General features: G+C 67.5%; 28 protein-coding genes. 18 read left to right on the top strand and 10 right to left on the bottom strand.

Going from position 1 to position 25,374, the window contains the following annotated elements:
* Window positions 1-71: 71 nt before the first annotated feature.
* Complete coding sequence (locus tag ACLP9N_RS32445; protein ID WP_442411230.1) at window positions 72-326, bottom strand: hypothetical protein; 255 nt, start codon at window positions 324-326, stop codon at window positions 72-74.
* Between ACLP9N_RS32445 and budA the strand changes: the two genes are divergently transcribed.
* Both budA and alsS read left to right on the top strand, forming a co-directional pair.
* Window positions 325-1,107, top strand: a complete 783-nt coding sequence (gene budA, locus ACLP9N_RS32440; RefSeq protein WP_442411229.1) for an acetolactate decarboxylase — start codon at window positions 325-327, stop codon at window positions 1,105-1,107. The genes ACLP9N_RS32445 and budA overlap by 2 nt on opposite strands.
* A gap of 1 nt (window position 1,108) precedes the next feature.
* Window positions 1,109-2,779, top strand: a complete 1,671-nt coding sequence (gene alsS, locus ACLP9N_RS32435; protein ID WP_442411228.1) for an acetolactate synthase AlsS — start codon at window positions 1,109-1,111, stop codon at window positions 2,777-2,779.
* A gap of 5 nt (window positions 2,780-2,784) precedes the next feature.
* Here the strand turns inward: alsS and ACLP9N_RS32430 are convergent, their stop codons facing one another.
* The 4 genes from ACLP9N_RS32430 to ACLP9N_RS32415 form a co-directional block, all read right to left on the bottom strand.
* Entirely contained in the window at window positions 2,785-4,149 is a 1,365-nt protein-coding gene (locus ACLP9N_RS32430) for a hypothetical protein (protein ID WP_442411227.1), read from the bottom strand.
* The gene (locus tag ACLP9N_RS32425) at window positions 4,146-4,517 is read right to left on the bottom strand and encodes a hypothetical protein (RefSeq protein ID WP_442411226.1); all 372 of its coding nucleotides are present in this window, start codon (window positions 4,515-4,517) and stop codon (window positions 4,146-4,148) included. Before ACLP9N_RS32425 ends, ACLP9N_RS32430 begins: the two co-directional genes overlap by 4 nt.
* A gap of 6 nt (window positions 4,518-4,523) precedes the next feature.
* Window positions 4,524-6,356 carry a hypothetical protein gene (locus ACLP9N_RS32420; protein WP_442411234.1) on the bottom strand — a complete coding sequence of 611 codons (1,833 nt, stop codon included), beginning with the start codon at window positions 6,354-6,356 and terminating at the stop codon, window positions 4,524-4,526.
* A gap of 98 nt (window positions 6,357-6,454) precedes the next feature.
* Window positions 6,455-6,646 (bottom strand): hypothetical protein, encoded by a 192-nt coding sequence (locus tag ACLP9N_RS32415; protein ID WP_442411225.1) that lies wholly within the window; start codon window positions 6,644-6,646, stop codon window positions 6,455-6,457.
* A 157-nt stretch (window positions 6,647-6,803) separates the two neighbouring features.
* Here ACLP9N_RS32415 and bioB point away from each other — a divergent pair, with 157 nt between their 5' ends.
* The 3 genes from bioB to ACLP9N_RS32400 are packed head-to-tail and all read left to right on the top strand — an operon-like array spanning window position 6,804 to window position 8,764.
* Window positions 6,804-7,835 (top strand): biotin synthase BioB, encoded by a 1,032-nt coding sequence (gene bioB, locus ACLP9N_RS32410; protein WP_442411224.1) that lies wholly within the window; start codon window positions 6,804-6,806, stop codon window positions 7,833-7,835.
* 30 nt (window positions 7,836-7,865) lie between these two features.
* Window positions 7,866-8,111: a biotin synthase auxiliary protein BsaP gene (gene bsaP / locus ACLP9N_RS32405; protein WP_442411223.1), complete on the top strand. Its 246-nt coding sequence runs from the start codon at window positions 7,866-7,868 to the stop codon at window positions 8,109-8,111.
* A gap of 38 nt (window positions 8,112-8,149) precedes the next feature.
* Entirely contained in the window at window positions 8,150-8,764 is a 615-nt protein-coding gene (locus ACLP9N_RS32400) for a DUF2567 domain-containing protein (RefSeq protein ID WP_442411233.1), read from the top strand.
* On the opposite strand, the gene ACLP9N_RS32395 is transcribed toward ACLP9N_RS32400, so the two are convergent.
* The gene (locus ACLP9N_RS32395; protein ID WP_442411222.1) at window positions 8,730-10,070 is read right to left on the bottom strand and encodes a lipase family protein; all 1,341 of its coding nucleotides are present in this window, start codon (window positions 10,068-10,070) and stop codon (window positions 8,730-8,732) included. The genes ACLP9N_RS32400 and ACLP9N_RS32395 overlap by 35 nt on opposite strands.
* A gap of 145 nt (window positions 10,071-10,215) precedes the next feature.
* A complete protein-coding gene (locus ACLP9N_RS32390; protein ID WP_442411221.1) occupies window positions 10,216-10,926 on the bottom strand; it encodes an NUDIX hydrolase in 711 nt (236 codons plus the stop codon).
* Window positions 10,927-10,974: 48 nt separating this feature from the next.
* Here ACLP9N_RS32390 and nadA point away from each other — a divergent pair, with 48 nt between their 5' ends.
* The 3 genes from nadA to nadC are packed head-to-tail and all read left to right on the top strand — an operon-like array spanning window position 10,975 to window position 14,470.
* On the top strand, window positions 10,975-12,024 hold the full coding sequence (gene nadA / locus ACLP9N_RS32385; RefSeq protein ID WP_442411220.1) for a quinolinate synthase NadA: 1,050 nt from the start codon (window positions 10,975-10,977) through the stop codon (window positions 12,022-12,024).
* Window positions 12,024-13,616 (top strand): L-aspartate oxidase, encoded by a 1,593-nt coding sequence (locus ACLP9N_RS32380; protein WP_442411219.1) that lies wholly within the window; start codon window positions 12,024-12,026, stop codon window positions 13,614-13,616. Before nadA ends, ACLP9N_RS32380 begins: the two co-directional genes overlap by 1 nt.
* A complete protein-coding gene (gene nadC, locus ACLP9N_RS32375) occupies window positions 13,613-14,470 on the top strand; it encodes a carboxylating nicotinate-nucleotide diphosphorylase (protein ID WP_442411232.1) in 858 nt (285 codons plus the stop codon). The genes ACLP9N_RS32380 and nadC overlap by 4 nt, the downstream gene beginning before the upstream one ends.
* A gap of 13 nt (window positions 14,471-14,483) precedes the next feature.
* Here the strand turns inward: nadC and ACLP9N_RS32370 are convergent, their stop codons facing one another.
* Complete coding sequence (locus ACLP9N_RS32370) at window positions 14,484-15,050, bottom strand: TetR/AcrR family transcriptional regulator (protein ID WP_442411218.1); 567 nt, start codon at window positions 15,048-15,050, stop codon at window positions 14,484-14,486.
* Between the two features lie 39 nt (window positions 15,051-15,089).
* Here ACLP9N_RS32370 and ACLP9N_RS32365 point away from each other — a divergent pair, with 39 nt between their 5' ends.
* Both ACLP9N_RS32365 and ACLP9N_RS32360 read left to right on the top strand, forming a co-directional pair.
* A complete protein-coding gene (locus ACLP9N_RS32365) occupies window positions 15,090-16,136 on the top strand; it encodes a zinc-dependent alcohol dehydrogenase (RefSeq protein ID WP_442411217.1) in 1,047 nt (348 codons plus the stop codon).
* Window positions 16,137-16,616: 480 nt separating this feature from the next.
* Window positions 16,617-17,204, top strand: coding sequence for a hypothetical protein (locus ACLP9N_RS32360; RefSeq protein WP_442411216.1), 588 nt, complete (start codon window positions 16,617-16,619; stop codon window positions 17,202-17,204).
* A gap of 122 nt (window positions 17,205-17,326) precedes the next feature.
* On the opposite strand, the gene ACLP9N_RS32355 is transcribed toward ACLP9N_RS32360, so the two are convergent.
* Window positions 17,327-17,746: a nitroreductase family deazaflavin-dependent oxidoreductase gene (locus ACLP9N_RS32355; RefSeq protein WP_442411215.1), complete on the bottom strand. Its 420-nt coding sequence runs from the start codon at window positions 17,744-17,746 to the stop codon at window positions 17,327-17,329.
* Between the two features lie 74 nt (window positions 17,747-17,820).
* Between ACLP9N_RS32355 and hisD the strand changes: the two genes are divergently transcribed.
* The 8 genes from hisD to hisI are packed head-to-tail and all read left to right on the top strand — an operon-like array spanning window position 17,821 to window position 24,297.
* Window positions 17,821-19,218, top strand: coding sequence for a histidinol dehydrogenase (gene hisD, locus ACLP9N_RS32350; RefSeq protein ID WP_442411231.1), 1,398 nt, complete (start codon window positions 17,821-17,823; stop codon window positions 19,216-19,218).
* On the top strand, window positions 19,215-20,345 hold the full coding sequence (locus tag ACLP9N_RS32345; RefSeq protein WP_442411214.1) for a histidinol-phosphate transaminase: 1,131 nt from the start codon (window positions 19,215-19,217) through the stop codon (window positions 20,343-20,345). Before hisD ends, ACLP9N_RS32345 begins: the two co-directional genes overlap by 4 nt.
* A complete protein-coding gene (gene hisB, locus ACLP9N_RS32340; RefSeq protein WP_442411213.1) occupies window positions 20,342-20,974 on the top strand; it encodes an imidazoleglycerol-phosphate dehydratase HisB in 633 nt (210 codons plus the stop codon). Before ACLP9N_RS32345 ends, hisB begins: the two co-directional genes overlap by 4 nt.
* Window positions 20,971-21,603: an imidazole glycerol phosphate synthase subunit HisH gene (gene hisH, locus ACLP9N_RS32335; RefSeq protein WP_442411212.1), complete on the top strand. Its 633-nt coding sequence runs from the start codon at window positions 20,971-20,973 to the stop codon at window positions 21,601-21,603. The genes hisB and hisH overlap by 4 nt, the downstream gene beginning before the upstream one ends.
* 2 nt (window positions 21,604-21,605) lie before the next feature.
* On the top strand, window positions 21,606-22,349 hold the full coding sequence (gene priA / locus ACLP9N_RS32330) for a bifunctional 1-(5-phosphoribosyl)-5-((5-phosphoribosylamino)methylideneamino)imidazole-4-carboxamide isomerase/phosphoribosylanthranilate isomerase PriA (RefSeq protein ID WP_442411211.1): 744 nt from the start codon (window positions 21,606-21,608) through the stop codon (window positions 22,347-22,349).
* 5 nt (window positions 22,350-22,354) lie between these two features.
* Window positions 22,355-23,167 carry an inositol monophosphatase family protein gene (locus tag ACLP9N_RS32325; RefSeq protein WP_442411210.1) on the top strand — a complete coding sequence of 271 codons (813 nt, stop codon included), beginning with the start codon at window positions 22,355-22,357 and terminating at the stop codon, window positions 23,165-23,167.
* Window positions 23,168-23,953: an imidazole glycerol phosphate synthase subunit HisF gene (gene hisF / locus ACLP9N_RS32320; RefSeq protein WP_442411209.1), complete on the top strand. Its 786-nt coding sequence runs from the start codon at window positions 23,168-23,170 to the stop codon at window positions 23,951-23,953.
* Complete coding sequence (gene hisI, locus ACLP9N_RS32315) at window positions 23,950-24,297, top strand: phosphoribosyl-AMP cyclohydrolase (RefSeq protein WP_442411208.1); 348 nt, start codon at window positions 23,950-23,952, stop codon at window positions 24,295-24,297. The genes hisF and hisI overlap by 4 nt, the downstream gene beginning before the upstream one ends.
* 38 nt (window positions 24,298-24,335) lie before the next feature.
* Here the strand turns inward: hisI and ACLP9N_RS32310 are convergent.
* Window positions 24,336-25,374: HNH endonuclease signature motif containing protein (locus ACLP9N_RS32310; protein WP_442411207.1), on the bottom strand; the 1,039-nt coding region annotated here is incomplete at its 5' end.

Genomic DNA, 25,374 nt, shown 5'->3' with positions numbered 1-25,374 from the left:
CTGCGACCGCGACAAGGCCTCCAACGCTTCTCGTTGACCGTCTGACATGACCAAAGCAGCCGCCGGTGTCATCACCCACGAAGTCTAACGCAGACCAGCCAATTATTTTGGAGACACACCACTAGCTTGTGGCATTGTCGAGTTCGCCTCTTTGCGTGCACCGGATTAGCATCGGCGTAGCTGAACGGCAGCGGTCCCTGCGATTGGTCGATCTCGATGGAGGCGGCATGGGCTGTTTCGATGTTTACCGGCCTGCGGTTGACCTTGCCGAATTCCTTTGCCATGTAGCGAAAGTCGAGACTGCCCAGCGAGAAACGAGCCATCATGGCCTTTGATCCGCTCGAGTCCGCAGCGAGCGTCTTGCGCGGCTGGGCGGAGGCGATGCTTACGCATCGCCATGGCGGCGAGGTCTACCAGACCTCGACGATGGGCGCGTTACTCGACGGCGTCTACGACGGGGACGTCACCATCCGAGAGCTGTTGCGGCATGGCGACTTCGGCCTGGGCACGTTCAACGGGCTCGACGGCGAAATGCTCGTCCTCGACGGAGTCTGCTATCAATTGCGCGGCGACGGCAGTGCACGGGTCGCCGATGCAGACCAACACACCCCGTTTGCGGTTGTTACCTGGTTTGCCGCCGACCGCATGTTCGAGGTGTCTTCGCCAGTTGACCGCGCCGAGCTCAAAGCGCGCATCGACGAGTCGCTGCCGAGCACGAACCTCATCGTCGCCGTCCGTGTCACAGGTGATTTCAGCACGATTCGCACCCGCACGGTGACCGAGCAGCACCGGCCCTACCGTCCGTTCACCGAGGCCACGCAAGACCAGCGGGAGGTGAGTTTCAGCGATGTGTCCGGAACGCTGGGCGGATTCCGGATGCCCGAATACGAGCAGGGTATTTCGGTGGCCGGCTACCATTCCCATTTCGTGCACGCCGACCGTCAGCACGGCGGGCATGCCCTCGACTACCGGCTGACCCGGGGCACCGTCGAGATTGGCGTGCGTTCCGACCTGCATCTGAGTCTGCCGCGCACGCCGGAATTCCTTGCCGCCGAATTGAATAAGTCTGACATGGACAGCCAAATCCGTCGTACGGAGGAAGGCTGAGGTGACCGCAAAAGAAGTGCGATCTGCCCAACGCGTGATTGAAACGCTGTCCGCGTACGGCGTGCAATACATCTTTGGTGTGCCCGGGGCCAAGATCGACGCCGTCTTCGACGCTTCGCTGGACGGCGGTCCCGAATTGGTGATCTGCCGCCACGAGCAGAACGCGGCGTTTATGGCGGCCGCGGTCGGGCGCCTCACGGGTATCCCCGGCGTCGCACTGGTGACGTCGGGCCCGGGCACCACCAATTTGGCCACCGGACTGATCACCGCGACCACCGAGCAGGACCCGATGATCGCGATCTGCGGTGCGGTCGCCCGGCCGGACCGGCTCAAGCGCACCCACCAATCGATGGATGCCGTGGCGGCCCTGAAGCCATTCACGAAGTACGCCGGTGAGGTCAACGATCCCGACAACGTGCCCGAGGCCGTCGCCAATGCCTTCCGCGCCGCGGTAACGGCACCGCGCGGCGCCTGCGCGGTGGTGCTGCCCGCTGACGTGTCGGCTGCCGTCACCGCGAAGGCAATCGTCAAGCCCTCGTCGGTGCCGACCCTGGGCGCCGCGCCGGCGGACCGGATCACCCAGGCGGCCAACCTGATTCGCGGCGCGGCCCGACCGGTTCTGTTTGTCGGTGTTCGGGCCGGTGAGTCCCGGCCGTGTGCGGCGCTGCGCGAATTGCTTGCTGCTACCGCCCTGCCGGTGGCGGAGACGTTCCAGGCCGCGGGGGTGGTCTCGCGGGAACTCGAGGATCATTTCGTCGGACGCGTCGGGCTGTTTCGCAACCAGCCCGGTGACATCCTCATCGATCATGCGGATGTTTTGGTGACGGTCGGCTTCGACCCGGTCGAATACGATCCGGGACTGTGGAACGCGGATCCAGCCCGCACGCTGATCCACATCGACGAGCTTCCCGCCGACATCGACAACCACTACCAACCGGAGCTGGAGTTGCGCGGCGACATTACCGCAACGTGCAAGGAATTAACCCGGTTGCTGGCGGGGCTGCGGCTGTCGGACGCGGCCGCAGCCGCCATCGCCGAGCAGCGCACCGCGCTGGTGCAGATCGACGACGAAGCGCGCGCACACCCGGAGAGCGATGTGGGCCTGAACCCGGCGGCGGTCGTGCTGAAGATCCGGGAGCTGATTGACGACGACACGACGGTCGCCTGCGATGTGGGGTCGCACTACATCTACATGGCTCGGCATTTCCGCGTCTATCAGCCCCGGCGGCTGCTGTTCTCCGATGGCCAACAGACACTCGGGGTGGCGTTGCCCCGGGCCATGGTGGCCGCGATGGTACGGCCGGGCACCCAGGTGGTGTCAATATCCGGCGACGGCGGATTCCTCTTCAGCGCACAGGAATTGGAAACCGCCACCCGGCTGGGGCTGAACTCCACCCACGTCATCATGCGCGACAACACCTATGACATGGTCGCTTTCCAGGAACAGCTCAAGTACGGTCGCACGTCTGGGGTACGGCTGGGGGACTACGACATCGCCCACTACGCAGCGGCGTTCGGCGCCACTGGCATTCGGGTCGGCGGCATGAACGAATTCGAGGACGTCTTCACGCAATCGCTGGGCCGACCCGGCGTCACCGTGATCGACGCGTTCGTCGACTACAGCCGCAACACCGAGCTCTTCGCCGAGTTACACGAGGGCGTCCTCGACTAAATGATTCATCCGCCGAAGAGCAGATACAGGCCGGTGAAGGTGTAGCCCACCATGACCAGCATCATGGTGAGCTGGCCGGTGAGCTGATGTCCGGCCGGGAGCAAACGCAGCGCCTTGTCGTGGGCCGCGATCACCGCCACGATGTGCCCGCTGACCACGCATGTCACCTTGATGGCGGCCAACACCGGCGGATGCGCAGACAACACATAGGCGACGTGCGTGTGCGCCAGCCCCAACGGATTCCATCCGCGACCCAACAGATCGGCCAGCGCGATGACGGCCTGCTGGCCGCGCTCGACCAGGTAGGAGAGGTAGTGCGCGAAGATGTAACCCACGACGATCGGGATCAGCGAGTGCGCCATCTGGCCGGGCAACGCGCGACGTTGATCGCGGTCAACGCCGCCCGTGGCGCGGGCTGCAAGTGAAAAGGTCACTGCCACAACCGAAATGAACACGATAAGCCCAAAGGTTCGCAGCACCGACGACGACAGCGTCGGCGGTGCGCCGAAGGCGCGCGAAATCTGTTCGGCAAAGCCGCGCCACGTCGGCGACGACGAGAAACTGTCGAACGCCGTCGACCCGAGCAGCACCGCCAGCGTCATGACGACACCCGGCCGCACGGGTAACGACGGCAGATGGTCGAAAGGGTTACCGATGACGATTTTCCTGGTCGCCGGATTGCGGCGAAACGGTGAAAGCCTAGACACCGCCATGCTGTACACGCCGAACGGGTCGGCCCGCGCCAGCCAGCGCTGACCGCACAGCCACGCGCCGGCCAGCATCGTTGCGCCGTAGATCATCAGCCACGCCCTGACCCACGGCAGCGACGCCGAATCCGGGCTGGCCAGTTCCATCCATACGAAGGCGAACAGGCCCACCGCGGCCGGGCGATATCCCCAGCCTTCGGGATACGACAGCCGCGGCTCGCGCAGTCGCCCCAGCGGGATCCGGCGGAGCAGCAGATACACCGTGCGCATCGGTGAGATCACCCGCCAGACGGGTCCGAACAGCAACGAGAGCGCCACCAACCCGACCCACAACAGCACGTAGAACACGCCGAGCAGAGCATTCGAACTCGTCGGGGGACCCCACACGCCGGCCAGCACCACCCACACCGTGAAAACCAGCGCCACCGCGGCGGCCGTCCAGCGCGTCGCGCGGGCATCGACCAGTGTGGTCACCGCGGTCGGCAACGGGCGGCCCGGCTTGAGCGGGTCGAAACGTGGCCGCCGCCATGCGAACGCAACCAGGGCGAACGTGAACGTCAGTGCCCACGCGGCTCCGACCATCGCATAGGCGTAGGGGACCGGGAGATCACTGGACCCGCCGAGGCCGTGCGCGAGCACCACCGTCGCGCCAGCGGCGTTCACGGCTGGACTTGGATGGTCGCGATCGTGCGGTCCAGGTGGTGCAGTTCCACCTCGACATTGCCGGGGACGTCGACGGTGAATTGGAACGTCTGGTTGGGTGCGGCTGCGACCTGGAACTTGTGATCGGGCGACGAGTGCACGTGCAACTCATCGGTGGCGTCGCTGGTGACCCGCAAGGTGATCGGCTGGCCGACCTTGGCGCCCAGGGTGGCGTTGGTCGGGGTCACCTGGCCCTTGGCGATGGTGACGTCGAGCACCACCGCCGCGGCCGGTGGCTGGTTGGTCGATCCGCCGCAGGCGACCAGGGCGCACACCAGCGCCACCACCCACGCCGCGATTAGGGTGCCGCGAGCCGTCTTGGGCCGCATCTGGCCTCATGCCGCTTTCGGCAGCGGGTGTTTCTCCTCAACCGGCTCCGGCGCGGTGACGGCGTTGTTGATGCGACCCGCGCCCCAAGTCAGGGCCGCGATGACGATCAGCGTAAAGATCAACACCAGTATCGAGCCGGCGGTGAACAACCAGCCCGGAGCGTTCTGGTCGCGTTCGCGCTGCAGGATGGTGATCTCGTGCACGAAAGGCCGGTCGAACGAAGCCAGGGCGGGAACCTCGGGTGCGGGGATCGCGTCATCCGCCGGTTCGTAGATCGGCACGGCGGTCATCGTGTAGCCGTCTTGAATGCGCAGCAGCGTCTTCCACGATCCCCAGACCGGGACCGGCTGGGTTGAGCGGTAGTGCCCTGGACCGACCCGATCGAGTCGATCGATGACCAGGCCCCGGTGATTGTCCATGCGCCCCTGCCAGGACAGAATTGTCACCCAGTCCGGCTGCCCGCTCACCATATCGGCGGGCGTGAGCTGCACGTCGGCCGATACCATGCGCTGCCCGGCGGGGCTGGGCAGATCGGTCAAAGTGATTGTCGCACTGTCTTTTTCCGGGACGACGATGTGCAGCCCGTTGGCCACCGCGCCACCGATCACCACCACCGTCGCCGCGACCACCGCGATGCCGATTCCCCGGCCCGGGAGGCGTTGTCCGGTGAGCACCATGCCCATCAGCGCCCCGCAGAGCCCCATCAGCACCGCCACCGGGACGGCCATCGCCAGGCCTTCGCCCCACATGCCCGTCGGCCACGGGTAGTGGTAGACCGCGCCGATCCACAGCGACTCCAGCCACAGCCCGACGGTGCCCACACCCAGCCCGGCGACCGCGCCGAAAGCCATGGGGCGCTTGAACAGTGGAGTCAGGGCGAGCAGTTCGACGACCACCGCGGGGCCGAGGTAGAGCGGGAACCAGTTCGTCGGAGCCCCCAGAATCGGCCCCACCACCAGGGCCACGCCGCCGCGCAGCGCCAGCGCAAACAACGCCGCCAGTAAGGCCGCGCCGCGGCCCAGCGTCATGCGGGCCACCACCAACCCCAGCGACGCGACGGCGGCGATCATCATCGGCTGCAATACCAGGCGGAACTGTTCCACGCCGAAGTCGTATTCGATCTGATAGACCGACAAACCGATCAGCAATCCGCCGCAGGACAGGTAGCGCAGGAACCTGACGAACGGACGTTCAGCGGGCGCGTCGGGTAGCGCCAGCTCGCCCTCGTATTCGAGCATCAGCACCGCGAACAGGGAGAGCCCCGCGCCGCCGATCATCATCAAATGCGTTGGGCCCCAGAGCGTGACGTCTTGGCCGAAGATGCGGTGCCAGATGTCATCGAGCGGAAACCCGATCACTGCGTAGAGCCCGCAGCCGGCCATCAGCACCCCGCCGACGGGTGCATGCCAGTTTTGGGTGATGCGCACCGGCGCCGGGCCGGGTTTGTCGTAGGGCAGCACGATAGCCAACATGCCCGCGAGGAACACCCCGAACAGGCCGATGATGATGAAGTAGTGCGCGGGGTTGGCCAGCGGCCCGGGATCGCGGCCATTGCCGATGTGCCAGCTGACATCCCAGATGAACCCGAACAACGCGCAGATGATCGACGTGGTGAACACCAGGACGGGCAACGCGACCCAGGACGGCCGGTTGAACTTGCCGCCCAGCCAATCGGCGAACCGGGCCAGCCAGCTCAACCGATGGTTTCGGTATCTGTATCCGGCCCACAGCAGCACCAGCGTGATCACCATCGCGGCGACCGAGAGGCCGATCACCTGATTGAGACCGGCGCCGCGCGCCGGTGGGTCAGCGACAAACGTCAGCGCCAGCGAATCCACGTGCTCCATCGACCTCATTGCCATGTCCTCCCAATTGCGCCGGGCCGCCCCGGGAGACTAGTTCTGACGAGCGCTGGGATGCCCCATTTCAGGGCGTGTCAATCATCCTTTTCGCCGGTCGCGTCGGTGGGCTGTTTCGGAGTGTCGGGTATGCGGGCGCGGCGATCTCGAATGGCGATGTAGAGCACCACGCCGACGACGATCACCGCCGGCAAGAAGGCCGGGGCCGCCAGCAGAATCCAGTGGTGTGCCAGGTACTCGACGTGCGGAGTGGTCTCCGGGATGGTCATTGACGTCGTATACCCCGTGCGTCCTGATGTGCCGTGGTTTGTCTGTGGTCTGTTTGTGCCCGTGCGCACCGCTACCCTAGCCTGAACATCGTTGCGCCCAGGCTGGCGAAGAGCCTGGGGCAGACCTTCTAAAGGCAAGAATTCAGGAGACTACTGAGTGACTCAGGCGGCGACTCGGCCAGCCAGCGATGGCGTGGCTGACATTGTGACGCAGGCCCGGCTGCAGGTGCTGGAGCGCGGTGAGGGATTGAACAAGGAACAGGTGCTGCAGGTGCTGCAGCTACCTGACGACCGTCTCGAGGAACTGCTGGCGCTGGCGCACGAGGTGCGGATGCGGTGGTGCGGCCCCGAGGTCGAGGTCGAGGGCATCATCAGCCTGAAAACCGGCGGCTGCCCGGAGGACTGCCATTTCTGCTCCCAGTCGGGGCTGTTCGCCTCGCCGGTGCGCAGCGCCTGGCTGGACATCCCCAGCCTGGTCGAGGCGGCCAAGCAGACGGCCAAGTCGGGTGCCACCGAGTTCTGCATCGTGGCCGCGGTACGCGGACCCGACAAGCGGCTGATGGCGCAGGTTGCGGCCGGCATCGAGGCGATTCGCGACGAAGTGGACATCAACGTCGCCTGCTCGCTGGGCATGCTGAGTGCCGAGCAGGTCGACGAGCTCGCCGCGATGGGCGTGCACCGCTACAACCACAACCTCGAGACGGCCCGGTCGTTCTTTACCAACGTGGTCACCACCCACACTTGGGAGGAGCGCTGGCAGACGTTGTCGATGGTGCGCGACGCCGGCATGGAGGTGTGCTGCGGCGGCATCCTCGGCATGGGGGAGACGCTCGAACAACGCGCGGAATTCGCCGCCGAGCTGGCCGAACTCGGTCCCGACGAGGTACCGCTGAACTTCCTCAACCCCCGGCCCGGCACCCCGTTCGGCGACCTGGAGGTGATGCCGGCCAGTGCAGCGCTGAAGGCGGTGGCCGCGTTCCGGCTGGCGCTGCCGCGCACCATGCTGCGCTTCGCGGGTGGCCGCGAGATCACCCTGGGCGACCTCGGCGCCAAGCAGGGGATCCTGGGCGGCATCAACGCCGTGATCGTTGGCAACTACCTGACCACGCTGGGCCGCCCGGCCGAAGCCGACCTCGAACTGCTCGACGACCTGCAGATGCCGATCAAGGCGCTCAACGCCAGCTTGTAAAACCTTGTAAAACTAGAAATCGTGGCTGGAATGGCTGGAAAAGTGAGTGATCTTCCTGCTCCGGTCGCCGCCGGTATCTACAACGTCTACACCGGGGAGTTGGCGGGCACGGCGGTCCCCACTGAGCCCATCGGGGCGCGCCTGGGCCTCGAACCCCCTCGGTTCTGCGCGGAATGCGGGCGCCGGATGGTGGTGCAGGTACGGCCCGACGGCTGGCGGGCGACATGCTCGCGGCACGGAGAGGTGGATTCGGCCGACATGGAGGCACAGCGGTGACCCAACAGCCAGGGCCGGATCCTTCCGGCGACCACCTCATGTCGCGGGCGCGCGCGCTGCTCGTCGTGGTGCTGGGGCTATCGGGCATCGGTGCGTTGATCGGCGGCTGGTGGGCATGGATTGCCCCGCCGATCCACGCGGTGGCGGCACTCACTCACGCGGGCGAGCGGGTGTACGACTACCTGGGCAACGAATCCGATCACTTCTTCGTCGCGCCGTGCCTGATGTTGGGACTACTGACCGTGGTGGCGGTGGTGGCGTCGGTCCAGGTGTGGCAGTGGCGCGAGCAGCGGGGCCCGGGAATGGCCGTCGCACTCTCGATCGGTCTGGCAACCGGCGCCGCGGCTGCCCTAGGGGTGGGGGCGCTGTTGGTCCGGCTGCGCTACGGCGCGCTGGATTTCGGCGCGATACCGCTGTCGAACGACCACAAGGTTGCCTACGTCGTCGAGGCGCCGCCGGTGTTGTTCGCCCACGGGCCGCTGCAGGTGGCGCTCACCCTCAGCTTGCCAGCGGGCATCGCCGCACTGGTGTATGCCGTGCTCGCGGCCGCGAACGCTCGCGACGACCTCGGCGCCTTTCCGGCAGCGGAACAGCCATCGGCGGGGGAGTCCGCGGACGTCACAGTGGACGGCGGTGAACCTTCCTACCGGTGATGACCTTGGCCGCGATCTTGGCCAGCCGCGCCATGCCGACGTAGGTCATCGGGTGGAACATCGTCGGCCAGGTGGTCCTGATGAGGTGCTCGGTCAGCGGTCGGCGGGCGAATCGGTCCGTGAGCCAGCGCAGGGTCATCGGGGCAGACAGCGGGTGCAGGACCATGTGTTCGTTGAACGCGTCCCGATGGTAGGTGACCCTGGCACCGCCGGCCGCATAGGCGTCGGCCAGCGCGTCAATGTCGTTGACGTCGATCAGATAGTCGTGCACGGCCTGCACGATCAACACCGGCGGCGTCGGCACCGCAGCACCCAGCTTGATGCTGTCGAAGACATACCTGACCTCGGGTGTGGACAGGATGTCGTCGAGCGGCTCGTCGAGGTAGTCGCCCATGTCCTTGCCCGCCATCCGCAGGACCGCCTCCACGGTCGTCATCTTCTCCAGCTGCTCCAGCAGCGCGCGCCCTTGGTCGTTGGTGTGCTCTTTGATGACGCGGTCCAGGTCGGGATAGGCATGCGCCAGCGCGGCCACCACCATCGCGGGCAAACCGGCGAGGAAGCCGCCGTTGAGCCGGCGGAAAGTGTTGCCCAGGTCGCCGACGGGCGATCCCAGGACTGCCCCGACGATGTCCAGCTCAGGCGCGTACTGGCCGCACATCTCGGCAGCCCACGCGCTGGCGAGTCCACCGCCGGAGTATCCCCAGAGCCCGATCGGGCCATCGGGGGACAGCCCGATGCGTTCTGAGCTCAACGCGGCCCGGATCCCGTCGAGGACCCGGTAGCCGGGTTCGTACGGCGCGCCCCACAGTCCGCGCATACCTTCATGGTCGGGTATCGAGACCGCCCATCCTTCGGCCACGGCGGCGGCGACCAACAACAGCTCGAACTGGGACACCGACCCGAGGGCCCTCGCCCTCCGCCGCAACGCATAGGACGGAAAGCAGCGGGAGGACACGGCGTCGATCGCGCACTGATACGACAACAGTGGGCAAGGCTGCTCGCGGTCAAGCTGCGCCGGGACGATCACCGTGGTCACGGCCGCCTCGGGCTGACCGTTCATGTCCATCGTCCGGTAGAGCAGCTGGATGGCCTGCACGGGCTGGGGTATCAGCCCCAGAAACGCCAGCTCGACATCGCGTGTGCGCAGCACCGTGCCGGGCTCGGAGCACTCATAGCCGGACGGCGGCTGATAGAACGGGTCGTCGCACGGCAGCAGCGGGCGTACCTTGCGCTGCAGCTCCTCATGCGGCGGCCGGCCGATCCACTCCGCGGCGCGCGCCCCTGCCAGATTGCCGGGCTCAACCATTGAGGCTCCCTTCGTGGCCAACCAACATTCTCGCCTATGAACGACCGGTAACCAAAGCGCCACGGCCGCGCTGTGAGCTTGTTCGCGTGGGCGACGGCAGGTTGTGCACGTCACTTATTGCCGGTTCGGCTCCCGTTAAACGGGTTCAAAACTGGCCGGGCGGCTTGAGGGCTGCGAATTCGTCGGTAACCCTCAGCCGGGAGTCGGTGAAGCTGTACAGCGCGGCCGGACGCCCGCCGCTGCGCCCGGACTGCGCGACGGTGCCGGTCTGCGTGATGACTCCGCGGCGGACCAGTACTCGCTGCAGATTCGTCGCGTCGACCTGATAGCCCAGCGCGGCGCCGTAGATATCACGCAGTGTTGACAGCGCGAATTCTTTTGGTGCCAAAGCGAATCCGATGTTGGTGTAGGACATCTTGGCGACAAGCCGGGTGCTGGCGTGCGTCACCATCGGGCCGTGATCGAAGGCCATCGGCGGCAGCGCATTGACCGGGTGCCAGCGGGTGTCCGGCGGCAACGCCGGGGTGGCGGGGGAGGGCACCAGGCCCAGAAATGTGGACGCGATCATCCGGATGCCCGGCACCCGGTCCGGATCGGAGAACACGGCCAGTTGTTCCAGGTGTGCCAGCTCACGCAGATCGACCTTTTCGGCCAGCTGGCGCCGAACCGAGGTCGTCATGTCCTCGTCGCTGCGCAGCCGCCCGCCCGGCAGCGACCATGCGCCCTTCTGCGGATCTCGGGCACGTTGCCATAACAGCACGTTAAGCTGCGGTTTTTGTGTCCGGGGTGCGTCCGTAACCTGCCCAACCTGGAACACGACCGCAAGCACTTCGTGGGCGGTGCTACCATTGGGCATGTTTTCGATTGTAAGTCGAAAACCTCCTGTCGCGAAAGGAGCGGGCCAATGACGGTCCTGAACCGCACGGACACGCTCGCGGAAGAGATGGCGGCCGGCATCAGCAATTCACCCACCGGGTATGCCGGGGTGGACGGCGACGAACAATGGGCCGGCGAAATTCGTCGCCTGGCGCGGTTACGCGGCGCCACGGTGCTGGCGCACAACTACCAGCTGCCGGCCATCCAGGACGTGGCCGACCACGTGGGCGATTCGCTCGCGCTGTCGCGGATCGCCGCCGACGCCCCCGAGGACACCATCGTGTTCTGCGGCGTGCACTTCATGGCCGAGACCGCCAAAATCCTGAGCCCGGACAAGACCGTGCTCATCCCGGACCAGCGGGCGGGCTGCTCACTGGCCGATTCGATCACCCCCGACGAACTGCGCGCCTGGAAGGACGAGCACCCGGGCGCCGTCGTCGTCTCCTACGTCAACACCACCGCGGCGGTCAAGGCGCTCACCGACATCTGCTGCACCTCGTCGAACGCGGTCGAGGTGGTCGAGTCCATCGACCCCGACCGCGAGGTGCTGTTCTGCCCGGACCAGTTCCTCGGGGCCCACGTGCGCCGGGTTACCGGCCGCACCAACCTGCACGTGTGGGCCGGTGAGTGCCACGTGCACGCCGGGATCAACGGCGACGAGCTCACCGAGCAGGCCCGCGCCAATCCCGATGCCGAATTGTTCGTGCACCCCGAATGTGGCTGTGCTACTTCGGCGTTGTACCTCGCCGGCGAAGGCGCCTTCCCGGCGGAGCGGGTGAAGATCTTGTCCACGGGCGGCATGCTCGATGCCGCGAACCAGACACGCTCCCGCACGGTTCTGGTCGCCACCGAGGTCGGCATGCTGTACCAGCTGCGCAAGGCCGCACCGGCGGTGGACTTCCGCGCGGTCAACGACCGCGCGTCCTGCAAGTACATGAAGATGATCACCCCCGCGGCCCTGTTGCGCTGCCTGGTCGAGGGTGCCGACGACGTGCATGTCGACCCGGAGATCGCGGCGGCTGGGCGCCGCAGTGTGCAGCGGATGATCGAAATCGGCCAGCCAGCCGGGGGCGAATAATGTTCGTTCCCGAGTGGGAGGACACGGCCGACGTCATCGTAATCGGCACCGGCGTAGCGGGTTTGGCCGCCGCGCTGGCCGCCCACCGCGCCGGACGCAGGGTCGTGGTGCTCAGCAAGGCGGACCAGCGGCACGGGGTGACCGCGACGCACTACGCGCAGGGCGGCATCGCGGTTGTGTTGCCGGACAACGAAGATTCGGTGGACGACCACGTCGCTGACACCCTGGCCGCGGGGGCCGGGATGTGCGATCCCGACGCGGTGTACTCGATTGTCGCCGACGGCTACCGCGCGGTTATCGAATTGGTCGGTGACGGCGCACGTTTCGACGAATCTGCTCCCGGCCGGTGGGCGCTGACCCGCGAAGGGGGTCACTCGCGGCGACGCATCGTGCACGCCGGCGGCGACGCCACCGGCGCCGAGGTGCAGCGGGCGCTCGACGGCGCGGCCAAGCTGCTGGACATCCGCACCGGCCACGTGGCCACCCGAGTGCTGCACGACGACACCTTGGGAACAGGGGGAGTGAGCGGGGTAGCGGTGGTCAACTCGGACGGGTGGGGCCTTATCAGCGCGCCTTCGGTGATCCTGGCCTCCGGCGGCCTCGGGCACCTTTACGGCGCGACGACCAACCCCGAGGGCTCCACCGGCGACGGGATCGCGTTGGCGTTGTGGGCGGGCGTCCCGGTCAGCGATCTCGAGTTCATCCAGTTCCATCCCACGATGCTTTTTGCCGCCGGTCGCGGCGGGGGCCGACGCCCGCTGATCACCGAGGCCATCCGCGGCGAAGGTGCGATATTGCTTGACAGTCAAGGCAATTCGGTCACAGCCGGCGTTCATCCGATGGGCGACCTGGCGCCGCGCGACGTGGTCGCGGCCGCCATCGACGCGCGGATGAAGGCCACCGGCGATCCGTGCGTCTACCTCGACGCCCGCGGCATCGACGGCTTCGAGGCCCGGTTCCCCACCGTCACCGCCTCCTGCCGCGCCGCCGGCATCGACCCCGTCCGTCAACCCATCCCGGTCACGCCGGGCGCGCACTACAGCTGCGGCGGCGTCGTCACCGACGTGTACGGCCAAACCGAGCTGCCCGGTCTGTTCGCCGCGGGCGAGGTGGCCCGCACCGGGATGCACGGCGCCAACCGGCTGGCCTCCAACAGCTTGCTGGAAGGCCTGGTGGTCGGTGGCCGGGCCGGAACGGCCGCGGCGGCACACGCCGCGGCGGCCGGCCCGTCGCGCGTGACCCTGCCCGAGCCGATCGCCCACACGGCGCCGAAGCGCGGTGAACTGCAACGAACGATGAGCCGGGACGCCTCGGTGGTCCGCAGCGCGGCCGGGCTGCAGCGTTTGTCCGAGACGCTGTCAGCCGCGCGGGTTCGCGATGTGGCGAGCCGTCGCGATTTCGAAGACGTGGCGTTGGCGCTGGCGGCTCGGGTGGTGACCACCGCGGCCCTGGCCCGGAACGAGAGCCGGGGCTGCCACCACCGCGCGGAGTACTTCGACGCCGCGCCCGATCAAGCGTGCAGCAGTGTGGTCCGGTTGGCCGGCGACCACAACACAGTGTGTGTGGAATCGCTGGCGGCGGTGGCTTGCTGATGTTGTCCGACTGCGAACTGAGTGAGGCCCGCGACATCATCCGGCGCGGTCTGGACGAGGATCTGCGGTACGGGCCCGACGTCACCACCATGGCCACGGTGCCCGCCGAAGCAGTCGCCAAGGCGTCGGTGGTGCCCCGGGACGCCGGTGTGATCGCCGGGGTGGACGTTGCGCTGCTGGTGCTCGACGAGGTAATCGGTGCCGACGGGTACCAGGTGCTCGACCGGGTCGAGGACGGGGCCCGGTTGCAGCCGGGTCAGCCCCTGCTGACGGTGCACGCGGAAACCCGGGGCCTGTTGACCGCGGAGCGGACCATGCTGAACCTGATCTGCCACCTGTCTGGGATCGCCACCACGACGGCGGCCTGGGTTGACGCGGCGCGTGGCACCAAGGCCAAGGTTCGCGACACCCGCAAGACCCTGCCCGGCCTGCGTGCGCTGCAGAAGTACGCGGTGCGCGTCGGCGGCGGCGTCAACCACCGGCTGGGGCTCGGTGACGCCGCGTTGATCAAGGACAACCATGTGGTGGCCGCGGGATCGGTGGTGGACGCGCTGCGGGCGGTCCGCGACGCCGCACCCGATCTGCCGTGCGAGGTCGAGGTGGACTCGCTTGAGCAACTCGACGCCGTGCTGGCCGAGGGGCCCGAGCTGATCCTGCTGGACAACTTCCCGGTGTGGCAGACGCAGATGGCCGTGCAGCGCCGGGACGCCCGCGCTCCCGCCGTTCTGCTCGAGTCGTCCGGCGGGCTCAGCCTGGAGAACGCGGCGACATACGCCGCGACGGGTGTGGATTACCTGGCCGTCGGGGCGCTGACCCACTCGGTGCGCGTCCTCGACATCGGCTTGGATATGTAGGCGACATGTAAGTCTATCCGCGCAGCAATGCGCGCGCTGCGGGCTTGGCGGCGTGCAGCGCGGCCGGATCGCCCGCGGTCCGGGACAGGATCAGCGCCCCCTCGATCAACGAAATAACTCCTAGCGCAACGGTTTTCGCACCGTTATCGGGCCAGTCTTCGGAGCGCAGCCGCTCCTCGATCGCCGCACACCAGCCGGTGAACGCGCGCGCGGAGGCCTCGCGCACCAGCGGGCTCGCGTTCACCGACTCGGTGGCGATCGGCTCGATGGGGCACCCGTCGCGCTGGTCGCCGACCAGCCCCGCCACCAACAGGTCGATCCATTGCTCGACGATGTCGGCCACCGGCCGACCGGTGGCGAGGAACCGCCGCAGCAGGCGCTCGATATCGGCCCCGGCGGCGTCCACGACCGCGGCGGCCAGCTGCTGCTTGCCCTGCGGGAAGTGGTGATACAGCGAGCCCGCTTTGACACCGGCCTCGTCGAGGATCTGGTTCAGTCCGGTCGCCGCATAGCCCTGGCGGCGAAACAAGGTGGCGGCGTTCTCGACGAGGGTTGCGCGGCTGCGATCCGGGCGGGGCACGTATTGACAATACTTGAATGATCACTCAAGAATGCTGAGATGAGGCAGTTGACGTTCGAAGAGGCCGGCCGATACGCCTGGCGCGAGGTACCGGAACCCGAGATCGCCGCGCCCGAGCAGGCGCTGGTCCGGCCGCTGGCGGTGGCCTGTTGCGACCTGGACGTCGCGGTGTGTCATGGCCGTTTGCCGTTGCCGCCGGGGTACGCGGTGGGGCACGAGGGCCTGGCCGAGGTTGTCGCGGTCGGCGACGCCGTGACCGGTGTCCGCGCGGGTGACCGGGTCGTGGTGCCTTTTCAGATCAGCTGCGGAACCTGCGCTGAATGCCGCCGCGGCGTGACCGGTTCATGCGGCTCGGTGCCACTGATGGCGGCATACGGGATGGCCCCTATTGCCGGCCTGGACGGCGGCGGCTTCATGTCAGATCTGGTGCTGGTGCCCTACGCCGACGCGATGCTGATCCCGATCCCCGACGGCATCGACCCCGCGAAAGCCACCGCCATCGCGTCGCTGTCGGACAACATTCCCGACGCCTGGCGGGCGGTCGGACCGTTCCAGGGGGAGCTGGCCGGTCTTGATTCGGCCGATCGGCGCGTCCTCGTGGTCGGCCGGCTGTCGATCGGGCTGTACGCGGCGGCCATCGCGGCTGCGCTGGGAGCCCACGTCGACTACGTCGACACCGACCCCCAGCGGCTGGCGGCGGCCGAGAAACTCGGTGCGACGGTCCACGACCGGGCCAAGCCGGACAAGTCCTGGGGCAGGTATCCGGTCACCGTGAACACCTCTGCCGACGTGGAGCTGCTGGCCGCCACCCTGCGCGCGACCTGGCCGGATGGCGTGTGCACCGACACCGGGATCTATTACCAACCCGCGGTCGAGATGCCGTTGCTCGCGATGTACACCCGCGGCGTGAAGTTCGTCACCGGACGCGTCAACGCGCGCGTGGTCATCCCACGCGTGCTCGAGCTGCTGGCCGCCGGTTTGGACCTGTCGCCGGCCGTTGACCGCGTAGTGCCGTGGGAGGACGCCCCGTCTGCTTGGCAGGCGATGACCGGCAAGACCGTCTTTTACCGGAAAAATACAATTTAGGTGTGCCCCTACACATCATCGGGTAGCACCGATCTACTCGTAGTCCCGGGATCGGTGAACGTGCGCCGTGACCCGGTGTTGCGCGCACCATACGAGGACACCAGCGCCTCGCGGGGGCCGGCCAGCGCCGCCACCCGCGCGCGGTTGACTCGCAGCCCTTTTCCACCTGATGGGGCAGGATTTGATGGAGACTGGCGCAAACCGTAGGGCTTGAAAGAGGCGTCGCCACAAGCGAGCACCGCTTCTGATGTGGCGTCCCCGAATTGTCCACGCCGCACTCTGCACCCGAAATGGCATCCTTGCCCGCCCGCCACCAACTCACCAGGGAGCAGCCCAGGATGCCGATCATGGTCGGATACACTTGTTGTGGCGTCTATCTCCCCTTCGGCGCATAACATCCCAAACTCCTGGGTTCCGACATACCGACGCCGAGACGCGCCGGCACCGCGATCTGGCTGTGGTAACCGCGAGGCGGCGCCGATGAGCACTTTGACCTCCGATGAATTCGTACGTCGGGCGCTGGCTGCTGCGGCGCCCCCACAGCGGGTCAGTGAAGTTGTCGCGCGACTTGTTGGCGACGAAATCAGAATTGGACCCATCTCCGCCGGACCTTGCGAGGCGGCGTCGGCGAACGCCGTCGGGGTACCGGGTGCGGTGCGTGCTGAGGTGTGCGACGACGCGGGCTGGCACCAGATCGTGATCATCCCCATCGACCTGTCGGTCCTGGTCGAGGTGGCCGGCGGAATCGCGAGGTTCCACGGCCCGGTGCAGGTGCAGACCCGCATCCGGTTGCAGATCGAGCAGCCATGCGACGTCGTCGTCCGTGTCGAGGACGTCCAGGAGCACAACATCACGACGGCAGTCGAGGGGATCGGCCTTTCGGCCCGCGTCGTCGGGCGGTTGGGACGGATCGACGACATCGTCGCCGACCAGGTACTCAGGTACGTCAACGACCTGATTCGCAGCCCCGAATTCGAAGCGGCGTTGCATATTGATGTGACCGGTCTTCTCGGGCGGGCATGGGACGCGGACCTGGTGATCAACGTCCCCGCAGCCGACCACCAGTGATCGGAGATGCCGTCTCGGCCGTTGCCATCGCCGAACTCGCGGGCCGGCGGCGACGCCAGAGGGTGACCGTGTTTGGTGGGTACCGGCGAGACACGTCCAGCCGCGCTAGCCGAGCGGCCCCGTCAGGCGATATCGCTGACCAGCACCGCCATCCGCCCCAGCTGCACCCGCGCCAGCCACGGCAGCCCTTGAACGTCCGGGCCGTCGTAGCCGGCCGGCAGTATCCGGGGGTTGGTGATGTGCACCTCGTGGCGCGCGAAACGCAGGTCCGCCTGGCCCGCGGCCAGCACGTTCTTCACCCAGTCGGTCTTCCCGTGGGCCAGCGCGATCGCCAGCACGTTTCCCTTGCGGTAGGCCGTCACGATGGTCTCGTACGGCTTGCCGGACTTACGACCGCGATGCTCGATGGTCCCGGTTCCGGGCAGATAGCGCGCGATCGGTTTGAGCGCCTGGTTGAGGTATTTGACCTGAAGGTTCTCAAACCAGACCGGAAAGACCATCGGGACGCCCGGGGCATTGTTCGGATGATCCTTTTTGGACATGAACCGCACTGTACCGGTCGAATATCCAGTTGAGTTGCTCTGGGACAATGGTCTACGTGACCAGTTCGCCAGCCCTGATGGCCCGCATCGACTTACGGGGCGCGGCGTTGACGCCCGCCCGTCTGCGGGCCGCGTTGCCGCGCGGTGGCGCTGACGTGGAGACCGTCTTGCCGCAGGTGCGGCCGATCGTGCAGGCCGTCGCCGGGCGCGGGGCCGAGGCGGCGCTGGAATACGGAGCGTCGTTTGACGGCGTCCGCCCGCCGGCCGTCCGGGTGCCGGATGCCGCGCTGGACGCCGCCCTGGCCGGCCTGGATCCCGACGTCCGCTACGCACTGCAGGTGATGATCGAACGCACCCGCGCCGTGCACGCCGACCAGCGCCGCACCGACGTCACCACCGTGCTTGGCCCGGGCGCCACGGTAACCGAACGGTGGGTCCCCGTCGAGCGGGTCGGCCTGTATGTGCCCGGCGGCAACGCCGTGTACCCGTCCAGCGTGGTGATGAACGTCGTGCCGGCACAGACCGCCGGTGTCGACTCGCTGGTGGTGGCCAGCCCGCCGCAGGCTGCATTTCAAGGCTTGCCGCACCCGACGATCCTGGCCGCCGCCCGGCTGCTCGGCGTCGACGAGGTGTGGGCCGTGGGCGGGGCGCAAGCGGTGGCGTTGCTGGCCTACGGTGGCACCGACACGGGTGCCGAATGGCCCGGCTTTCCCCCGCAAGCGGGAGGTGCCCCCACCTCGGACCGTGCACGGTCCGCATCGTCGCCGGGCGAAGGCGCCGAGCTGGCGCCCGTCGACATGATCACCGGACCAGGCAACATCTACGTCACTGCCGCCAAGCGGCTGTGCCGCTCGCAGGTCGGCATCGACGCCGAAGCCGGTCCCACCGAGATCGCCATCCTCGCCGACCACACCGCCGATCCCGCGCACGTGGCCGCCGACCTGATCAGCCAAGCCGAGCATGACGAGATGGCCGGCAGCGTGCTGGTGACCCCGAGCCTGGAGCTAGCCGACGCCACCGACGCCGAAGTGGCCGCCCAACTGCAGGCCACCAAGCACCGCGAGCGGGTGACGACGGCGTTGGGTGGACGCCAATCGGCGATCATCCTGGTCGACGACGTAGACGCCGGCGTTGCAGTCGTGAACGCTTACGCCGCAGAACATCTCGAGATACAGACCGCCGACGCACCGCGGGTGGCCGGCCGGATACGTTCGGCCGGAGCCGTTTTCGTCGGACCGTACTCGCCGGTCAGTCTCGGCGACTACTGCGCCGGATCCAACCACGTGCTGCCGACCTCGGGCACCGCCCGGCATTCCAGCGGCCTGTCGGTGCAAACCTTCCTGCGCGGCATCCACGTCGTCGACTACACCGAGGCGGCCCTCAAGGACGTCTCCGGGCACGTGGTCACGCTGGCCAAAGCGGAAGACCTGCCTGCGCACGGCGAGGCGGTACGGCGGAGGTTCGAGCAATGAGGCCCGAGCAGCCCACCCTGGACGACCTGCCGCTGCGCGATGACCTGCGCGGCAAATCGCCCTACGGCGCACCACAATTGGCGGTCCCCGTGCGGCTGAACACCAACGAGAACCCGCACCCGCCGACCAAGGCACTGGTCGACGACGTGGTGCGATCGGTGCGCGAGGCGGCGGTAGACCTGCACCGCTACCCCGACCGCGATGCGGTGGCGCTGCGCCGCGACCTGGCCGCCTACCTTACCGCGCAGACCGGCACTCAGCTTGGCGTCGAAAACCTCTGGGCCGCCAATGGTTCCAACGAGATCCTGCAGCAGCTGCTGCAGGCTTTCGGCGGGCCGGGGCGCAGCGCGATCGGGTTCGTCCCGTCCTACTCGATGCACCCGATCATCTCCGACAGCACCCGCACCGACTGGCTCGAGGCCGCCCGCGCCGACGACTTCAGCCTCGATGTCGACGCCGCGATCGCCGCCGTCGCCGACCGCAAACCCGACGTGGTGTTCATCGCCAGCCCCAACAACCCTTCGGGGCAAAGTGTTTCGCTGCCGGACCTGCGCAGGCTGCTCGACGTGGTGCCGGGGATCTTGATCGTCGACGAAGCCTATGGTGAGTTCTCCTCGCAGCCCAGCGCGGTGGCGCTGGTCGAGGAGTATCCGACCAGACTGGTCGTCACCCGCACCATGAGTAAGGCGTTCGCCTTCGCCGGCGGCAGGCTCGGCTACTTGATCGCCACACCGGCGCTGATCGACGCGATGCTGCTGGTGCGGTTGCCGTATCACCTTTCGTCGGTGACCCAAGCCGCGGCCCGGGCCGCGCTGCGGCACGCCGACGACACCCTGGGCAGTGTGGCGACCCTGATCGCCGAACGCGAACGGGTGATGACAGCGTTGAGCGGCATGGGTTTTCGGGTTATCCCCAGCGACGCAAACTTCGTGCTGTTCGGGCAATTCGCCGACGCGCCGTCGGCATGGCAGCACTATTTGGACGACGGCGTGCTGATCCGCGACGTCGGCATACCCGGCTTTCTGCGCGCCACCACGGGTCTGGCCGACGAGAACGACGCCTTCCTCCGGGTAAGCACCCGGATCGCTGCCACCGAATTGGCCCCCGTCAACGTAGGAGCACCATGACAGCCACCGAACCACGCATCGCGACACGTCGCGCGCGTATTGAGCGCCGCACCAAGGAATCCGACATCGTCATCGAGCTCGACCTCGACGGCACCGGGCAGGTCCACGTCGATACCGGCGTTCCGTTCTACGACCACATGCTGACCGCCCTGGGCACTCACGCCAGCTTCGACCTGACCGTGCGCACCAAGGGTGATGTCGAGATCGAAGGACACCACACCATCGAGGACACCGCGATCGTCCTGGGCACCGCACTCGGGCAGGCGCTGGGTGACAAGAAGGGCATCCGCCGGTTCGGTGACGCGTTCATCCCGATGGACGAGACGCTGGCCCACGCTGCCGTCGACGTGTCCGGTCGGCCCTACTGCGTGCACACCGGCGAGCCGGATCACCTGCAGCACACCACCATCGCCGGCAGCTCGGTGCCCTACCACACCGTCATCAACCGGCACGTGTTCGAAACGCTGGCCAACAACGCCCGCATCGCGCTGCATGTCCGGGTGCTGTACGGGCGCGACCCGCACCACATCACCGAGGCGCAGTACAAGGCCGTCGCCCGCGCGTTGCGCCAGGCCGTCGAGCCCGACCCCCGGATGTCAGGCGTGCCGTCCACCAAAGGTATTCTGTGACAGCGAAATCGGTGGTAGTGCTCGACTACGGCTCGGGTAACCTACGTTCGGCGCAACGCGCGCTGCAGCGGGTCGGCGCCGCAGTTGAGGTGACCGCCGACGCGGGCGCCGCCGCAGCAGCCGACGGGCTGGTGGTGCCCGGCGTCGGTGCTTTCGAGGCGTGCATGACGGGCCTGCGGAAAATCGCGGGTGAGCGGATCATCGCCGACCGCGTTGCCGCCGGGCGTCCGGTGCTGGGCGTCTGTGTCGGCATGCAGATCCTGTTCGCCCGTGGGGTGGAGTTCGGGGTAGAGACGACAGGTTGCGGGCAGTGGCCGGGCGCCGTCACCCGGCTGGACGCCCCGGTGATTCCGCACATGGGTTGGAACGTGGTGAACGCGGCCCCCGGCAGTGCGCTGTTCAAAGGGCTGGACGCCTTCGAACAAGGCACTGCCCGGTTCTATTTCGTGCATTCGTATGCCGCGCAGCGCTGGGAAGGCTCGTCGGAGGCACTGCTGACGTGGGCCACCCACCAGGTGCCGTTTCTGGCCGCTGTCGAGGACGGCCCGCTTTCCGCCACCCAGTTCCACCCGGAAAAGAGTGGGGATGCCGGTGCCGCCGTGCTGAGCAACTGGGTCGAGGGACTGTAAAGATGCCGCTGATCTTGTTACCCGCCGTCGACGTGGTCGAGGGTCGCGCTGTGCGCCTGGTGCAGGGCAAGGCCGGCAGCGAAACCGAGTACGGCTCGGCGCTGGACGCCGCGCTGGGCTGGCAGCGCGATGGTGCCGAGTGGATCCACCTGGTCGACCTGGACGCCGCGTTCGGCCGCGGCTCCAATCGCGAACTGCTCGCCGAGGTGGTGGGCAAGCTCGACGTGCAGGTCGAAATGTCGGGCGGTATCCGCGACGACGATTCGCTGGCCGCGGCGCTGGCCACCGGCTGCGCGCGAGTCAACCTGGGGACCGCCGCCCTGGAGAACCCGCAGTGGTGCGCGCGGGCGATCGCCGAGCACGGGGACAAGGTCGCCGTCGGCCTGGACGTGCAAATCGTGGAGGGTCAGCACAGGTTGCGCGGCCGTGGCTGGGAGACCGACGGCGGTGATCTGTGGGACGTGCTGGAACGCCTTGACAGCGAAGGATGTTCGCGGTTCGTCGTCACCGATGTCACCAAAGATGGCACGCTGGGCGGCCCGAATCTGGACCTGCTGGCCCGGGTCGCCGATCGCACCGAAGCCCCGGTGATCGCGTCGGGCGGCGTGTCCAGCCTGGACGACCTGCGCGCCTTGGCAAATCTAGCCACTCTGACCGAGCGCGGCGTCGAGGCCGCCATCGTGGGCAAGGCCCTCTACGCCGGACGATTCACCCTGCCGCAGGCGCTGGCCGCGGTGCGGGAGTAACCCCAATGGATCTGGACGCATTGGTCGCCCCCCTCGTTGAAGAGGCGTCGGCGATCCTCGACGCTGCGACCGTGCCGTTCCTGGCCGGCCACCGCGCCGACTCGGCGGTGCCCAAGAAGGGCGACGACTTCGCCACCGAAGTCGACCTTGCGATCGAGCGACAGGTCGTCGCCGCGCTGGTGGCAGCCACCGGAATCGAGGTGCACGGTGAGGAGTTCGGCGGCCCGGCCGTCGACTCCCCGTGGGTGTGGGTGCTGGACCCCATCGACGGCACGTTCAACTACGCCGCCGGATCGCCGATGGCCTCGATTCTGTTAGCCCTGCTGCACGATGGCGATCCGGTGGCCGGATTGACGTGGTTGCCGTTCACCGGCGATCGTTACACCGCGGTGGCGGGTGGTCCGCTGATGAAAAACGGCGTACCTCAGGCGTCATTGGCTCCCGCCAAGCTCGCCGATGCGCTCGTCGGCGTCGGAACGTTCAGTGCGGATTCGCGGGGCCGGTTCCCGGGACGCTATCGGCTGGCGGTGCTGGAAAACCTCAGCCGGGTGTCGTCGCGGTTGCGCATGCACGGTTCCACCGGCATCGACCTCGTGTATGTCGCCGACGGAATCCTGGGGGGAGCAATAAGTTTCGGCGGCCACATATGGGACCACGCCGCCGGGGTCGCGCTGGTACGAGCCGCGGGCGGGATCGTGACCACTCTGGCCGGCCAACCGTGGACCCCCGCGTCGCGGTCCGTGCTGGCTGCGGCACCCGGCGTGCACGCCGAGATCCTCGAAATTCTGCGCAGCACAGGCGAACCGGAGGACTACTGAATGTACGCAGGTACCAGCCTCGCGGTTCGGGTGATCCCCTGCCTGGATGTCGACGACGGGCGGGTGGTCAAGGGAGTCAATTTCGAGAACCTCCGCGACGCCGGTGATCCCGTGGAACTTGCCGCCGCCTACGACGCCGAAGGCGCCGACGAGCTCACCTTCCTCGACGTGACCGCGTCCTCGTCGGGACGGGCGACCATGCTGGAGGTCGTGCGGCGCACCGCCGAGCAGGTGTTCATCCCGCTGACCGTGGGTGGCGGGGTGCGCACGGTGGCCGACGTCGACGTATTGCTGCGCGCGGGAGCCGACAAGGTCTCGGTCAACACCGCCGCCATCGCCCGTCCCGACCTGCTGGCAGAAATGGCAACCCAATTCGGCTCGCAGTGCATCGTGCTGTCCGTCGACGCCCGCACGGTGCCGGCCGGATCGGCGCCCACACCGTCGGGCTGGGAGGTCACCACACACGGCGGTCGTCGTGGCACCGGCATCGACGCGGTCGAGTGGGCGGCCCGCGGCGCCGAACTCGGCGTGGGGGAGATCCTGCTCAACTCGATGGACGCCGACGGCACCAAAGCCGGGTTCGACCTCCCCATGTTGCGGGCGGTGCGCGCCGCGGTCACGGTGCCGGTCATCGCCAGCGGCGGCGCCGGGGCGGTCGAACACTTCGCACCCGCGGTCGCCGCCGGTGCCGATGCGGTGTTGGCGGCCAGCGTCTTTCACTTCCGGGAGTTGACGATCGGGCAGGTGAAGGACGCGATGGCCGCAGCAGGGATCACCGTGCGATGACACTCGACCCGGCTATCGCGGCGCGGCTGAAACGCAACGCCGAAGGATTGTTCACCGCCGTCGTCCAGGAACGGGGCAGCGGCGACGTGTTGATGGTCGCCTGGATGGACGACGAGGCACTGGCGCGCACGCTGGAAACCCGTGAGGCGACATATTTTTCACGTTCCCGCGGCGAACAATGGATCAAGGGCGCGACCTCGGGCCACACTCAGCACGTCCACTCGGTGCGCATCGACTGCGACGGCGACACGGTGCTGTTGACGGTCGACCAGGTAGGCGCGGCGTGTCACACCGGCAACCACAGTTGTTTCGATACCGCCGTGTTGCTGGAACCTGAGGGCTAACGCGGCGCGACCTGTCGGTTCTATGGGGTGAGGCGCCGTCAAACGGGTTCGTCGTCGTCGGGTGCCAGAAGTTTCTCGGGGTGATGGAACGTATTCGTTCTGGGTTGGCCGTGATCTAGGTGCGCCGGTGGTATCCATTCGGTGTCGCCGTGGGCGTTTTTGCGGGTGGTGAATCCGCCTTGTTCGACGAGTCTGTTGTCGGGTCCGCAGGCCAGGGTCAGTTCGTTGATGTGGGTGCGGTAGGTCCTGGTCCAGCCTTGGACGTGGTGGACCTGGCTGTGGTAGGCGGGCGCGTCGCAGCCGGGCTTGGTGCAGCCACGGTCCTTGGCGTAGAGCATGATTCGCTGCGCGGGGGAGGCCAGCCGCTTGGTGTGATACAAGGCCAGAGGCTTGCCATTGTCGAAGATGGCCAAGTAGTGGTGGGCGTGGCTGGCCCAGCGGATCACATCCGACATCGGCACCAGGGTGCCCCCACCCGTCAGTCCCTTGCCGGTGGCGGCCTCCAGGTCCTTCAACGTTGTGGTCACCACGATGGACACGGGTAGGCCGTTGTGTTGACCCAGCTCGCCCGAGGTGAACAGGCCGCGCAATCCGGCGAGGAACCCGTCATGGTTGCGCTGGGCTTCGCCTCGGTGATCGCGGCGCACCGCATCCTGATCGGGTGTCGCATCGACCACCGGTGTTTCGTCGTCGGGGTTGCACGCACCGGGGGCGGCCAGTTTGGCCAGCATCGCCTCAATGGCGGCCCGCAGCTCTGGGGTGACCAGGCCGCTGATGCGCGACATCCCGTCGAATTCCTGCTTGCCCAGCATGATGCCGCGCTTGCGCGCCCGCTCCGCGTCGCTGAATTCCCCATCGGGGTGCAGCCAGTCCATGATCCGTTGGGCGTATTTGGCCAACTCATCGGGGCGATACCCGCCGGCCTTACCGGCCAGGTCGGCCTCGGCGGCCTCCCGGGTACCCAGGTCCACCTCGGCAGGCAGGTGGGCACAGAAGTTGCGAATCACCTTTACGTGTCCGTCACCGACCAGGCCGCCGCGTTGGGCGGCCGCGGTATGACTTAGCCGCGGCGCCAAC

The organism is Mycobacterium sp., from assembly GCF_052144515.1.
Taxonomy (GTDB): Bacteria; Actinomycetota; Actinomycetes; order Mycobacteriales; family Mycobacteriaceae; genus Mycobacterium.
This window is presented reverse-complemented; position numbering and strand designations above follow the sequence as displayed.